At 34.3% G+C, this 3,214-nt stretch carries 4 protein-coding genes and 1 pseudogene; 4 read left to right on the forward strand and 1 reads right to left on the reverse strand.

Features of this window, described 5'->3' with window-relative positions; all coding sequences use genetic code 11:
* Nucleotides 1-58: 58 nt before the first annotated feature.
* The 4 genes and pseudogenes from istA to ACFQ3N_RS14735 form a co-directional block, all read left to right on the forward strand.
* Nucleotides 59-1,234 (forward strand): annotated as a pseudogene (gene istA / locus ACFQ3N_RS14720) (IS21 family transposase); the annotation flags it as partial.
* The gene (gene istB / locus ACFQ3N_RS14725; protein ID WP_390363298.1) at nucleotides 1,227-1,976 is read left to right on the forward strand and encodes an IS21-like element helper ATPase IstB; all 750 of its coding nucleotides are present in this window, start codon (nucleotides 1,227-1,229) and stop codon (nucleotides 1,974-1,976) included. The pseudogene istA and the gene istB, both read left to right, overlap by 8 nt.
* A 29-nt stretch (nucleotides 1,977-2,005) precedes the next feature.
* Nucleotides 2,006-2,317: a hypothetical protein gene (locus ACFQ3N_RS14730; protein WP_390363299.1), complete on the forward strand. Its 312-nt coding sequence runs from the start codon at nucleotides 2,006-2,008 to the stop codon at nucleotides 2,315-2,317.
* Nucleotides 2,318-2,432: 115 nt separating this feature from the next.
* Nucleotides 2,433-2,651 carry a DUF5348 domain-containing protein gene (locus ACFQ3N_RS14735; RefSeq protein ID WP_390363300.1) on the forward strand — a complete coding sequence of 73 codons (219 nt, stop codon included), beginning with the start codon at nucleotides 2,433-2,435 and terminating at the stop codon, nucleotides 2,649-2,651.
* A 101-nt stretch (nucleotides 2,652-2,752) separates the two neighbouring features.
* Here the strand turns inward: ACFQ3N_RS14735 and ACFQ3N_RS14740 are convergent, their stop codons facing one another.
* The gene (locus tag ACFQ3N_RS14740) at nucleotides 2,753-3,052 is read right to left on the reverse strand and encodes a hypothetical protein (protein ID WP_390363301.1); all 300 of its coding nucleotides are present in this window, start codon (nucleotides 3,050-3,052) and stop codon (nucleotides 2,753-2,755) included.
* Nucleotides 3,053-3,214 lie beyond the last annotated feature (162 nt).

Here is a 3,214-nt window from a genome sequence, read left to right on the forward strand (position 1 = left end):
TTTAGTACAATTTTATGACATTTTTAATTATTTACATATTTTGTAAACTTAAGTTGATGACATTGGGGTTGACCGGAGGACGATAGAAAAATATCTTGAGGGTTACACGCCAAAAACCTCTCGGTTACGCAAATCAAAAATAGATGATTATTATGAAGCCATATCGTTACTTCTTTCCGAAGAATCTCTGCAAGTATTTTATTATAAGAGAGTATTATGGCAGTACCTAAAAGATAATCACGGATTAAGTTGTTCATCGTCCACTTTTAGGGCTTACTTATCAAAGAAACAAGAATTCCAAAGTTATTTTGATTCGGGAAAACGAAAGAAAGCCAACAGTGAGGTGATTCGTTTTGAAACTCCTCCAGGTGAGCAAGCTCAACTAGATTGGAAAGAAGATATTCGATATATCACGAAAGATGGAGAAATAATATATATAAACGTGTGCGTAGTTTTACTTTGTTTTTCGCGGTTTCGAACGTTTCACTTATCCATTTCAAAATCACAAAGTGTATTATTATCTTTTCTAACTGAAAGTTTTGAAGCTATTGGAGGGATTCCTAAAACGATTGTGACAGATAATATGAAAACGGTTATGGACGATGCACGGACGGAATATAAAGCAGGAAAAGTGAATGAACGTTTTTATCAATTCGCAAAAGATATGGGATTTGAAGTGCATCCTTGTATAGCTGGGAAACCGAAGACAAAAGCCAAGGTAGAGGCTCCAATGAAATTCATTGATGAGATACACGCTTATCAAGGGAAATTCAATTACGAAGAGCTTCATCAATTTGTACAAAAACTGTGTAATCGAATCAACAATAGTTATAATCAAGGGTCGGGAAAGATACCTATACTAGCCTTTAGAAAAGAAAAAGATCTCTTATCTCCACTACCAAATGAAAAAATAAGAGATCACTATAAAATTGATCATAAACTTGTGAAAGTAAATACTTCGAATATGATCCACTACAAGTCCAACCAGTATTCAGTTCCAGCTGGATACATAGGAAAAACTGTAGGGTTACAACTATATGATAACCATATTTACGTTTATTATAACACGGAATTAATTGTCTCTCATCCCATTAGTCAATTAAAGCTGAATTATAAGCAAGAACATTATACAGAGACGTTAGCCAGGGGACTGCCACATACACCAGATATGGAGATTGAGGAACTGGCTAGAAAAAATTTAGAGGCAATTAATGAGGTGTATAAAAATGAATAGTAGCTATACAAAACTTGTGGGAAACTTGGAGTATCTGAAATTAAAACAAATGATGGTACATCTTGATGAAACAATTGACTTTATGACAAATAATCAACTGTCTTTTACAGAAGGACTAGTAAAACTAACAGACTATGAAATTGATATGAAAGAAATAAATATGGTGAGATCGATGGTAAGGGTAGGAGCGTTCCCGCATTTAAAGGAAATTAAAGATTTCGAATTTGAATTCCAACCGTCTATTAATAAGCAACTAATATTAGACTTTACCACCTTACGTTTTGTAGAGCTACAAGAGAATATCGTTTTCTTGGGACCAAGTGGAGTGGGGAAAACTCACTTAGCAACCTCCATTGGAATTGCAGCAGCCAAGAAAAGAACGAGCACGTACTTTATTAAGTGTCATGATTTGATTATGAATCTTAGAAAGGCAAAACTTGAAAACCGCTTGGAAACTAGGCTAAAACATTATTCAAAGTATAAATTGCTTCTTATTGATGAAATCGGATATTTACCAATAGATGCGGAAGATGCCAAGTTGTTTTTTCAACTAATCGATATGAGATACGAAAAGAAAAGTACGATTTTTACTACAAACGCAAATTTTAAAATATGGGGGGACATATTCCAAGATACTAAAATAGCCAGCGCCATCTTAGACCGAGTCCTCCACCACGCCACAGTGGTGAATATTACTGGAGACTCCTACCGTCTAAAAGATCATTTCGTAAAAGAGAAATAACCAATATTAATAGAAGGGAGATAGACAGGATGAGTGCTATCACAGTAAAAGAAGCAATGAAGTTTTTTTATTCCTATGGCCTCAAGTGGGATGAGAAGTTGGTCCAAGAATGGATGAATGATCCACACACAAAGATCACTAGCAATCAAGCTTGTGAGGATGACCTTCATCGGTTTAATGACTGGTGCAAATGGAAAGATACTGCGTATGAAGAAGGAATTGATGACCAAACAAAAATCGCAAATTTACTAGAAGAAATTAATGATCTAAAAAGCGAAATATCATCGTTAAAAACAGAACAAGAAGATTTAAAAGAGCAATTAGGAATTATGCCATTTTAATCAACAATATAACACCCTGCCTAGTTTTCAGGTGGGGGGGATTGGTCAAATTTGGGTTATAAATATAGTGAAATTTTTGTGGGTTCGGCATATATCAAAGATTGGAGTGGAAACAATGAACAAAAACAGAATGCGTTATGATCGGATTCAAGATCACTGGTACGTTGATCTGCAGGGAAGGGAATATGGTCTCCATTGCGGAGAAAGATTTGAATTATACATTGGTCGCAAGGCCATTCCTTGCCGTTTAGAATTAGCCAGCAAGTGGTATGTCATTATGGAAAATACACAATTTGATTTACGAGAAGATGATCAATATACTGTCATTTTATAAGTGAAGCAAGCCTCAGCGTGGATCGCTAGTTGGCAAGAAATTCTTATTTAAGTATATTAACAAAATTGTACATTCTAAAACAATCAAAAGTGTACATATTATCATTGACATTTATATTCACAGTAGATATCGTAAAAATGTAATATTCTAAGGATATTAAAAGTAATATTATCGACATTATCATTTCTAATAGATTTTAAGCACTCGTAATCCAGATGGAAAATAGGACTATCCTCACTAACTTTAGAATGAGTATCACCGTTTTCCTTTGTAAAAAACCATTCGCCGGTGCTCAAAAAATAAACTTTTCCATTATCCCAATTTCTTAGTAACTCTTTTAATAATTCTTCTTGTTTTAGGGTTTTTACCCAAAAACTTTCCTCGAATATAGACTTTTCCATTATAGCAACCCCCTTAAAGTTATGTGGTAGGCTGATTGTAATCTGTACTTTGATAAAATGCTTTAATTGTTTTTGTATTATCCTACAACTTATTTACTCAACTTTCGCAGACTGAAATAGGCAAGTAAGCCTTGATATAATTAGGCAAGCCTGCAATCCATT

It is taken from the genome of Virgibacillus byunsanensis, assembly GCF_042675965.1.
Lineage (GTDB): Bacteria > Bacillota > Bacilli > Bacillales > Amphibacillaceae > Virgibacillus_R > Virgibacillus_R byunsanensis.

What these genes read in the sequence shown, in the direction of transcription:
- ACFQ3N_RS14730 (WP_390363299.1), top strand. Translation starts at nt 2,006, where the DNA reads ATGAGTGCTATCACAGTAAAAGAAGCAATGAAGTTTTTTTATTCCTAT.
- ACFQ3N_RS14740 (WP_390363301.1), bottom strand. Translation starts at nt 3,052, where the DNA reads ATGGAAAAGTCTATATTCGAGGAAAGTTTTTGGGTAAAAACCCTAAAA.
- ACFQ3N_RS14735 (WP_390363300.1), top strand. Translation starts at nt 2,433, where the DNA reads ATGAACAAAAACAGAATGCGTTATGATCGGATTCAAGATCACTGGTAC.
- istB (WP_390363298.1), top strand. Translation starts at nt 1,227, where the DNA reads ATGAATAGTAGCTATACAAAACTTGTGGGAAACTTGGAGTATCTGAAA.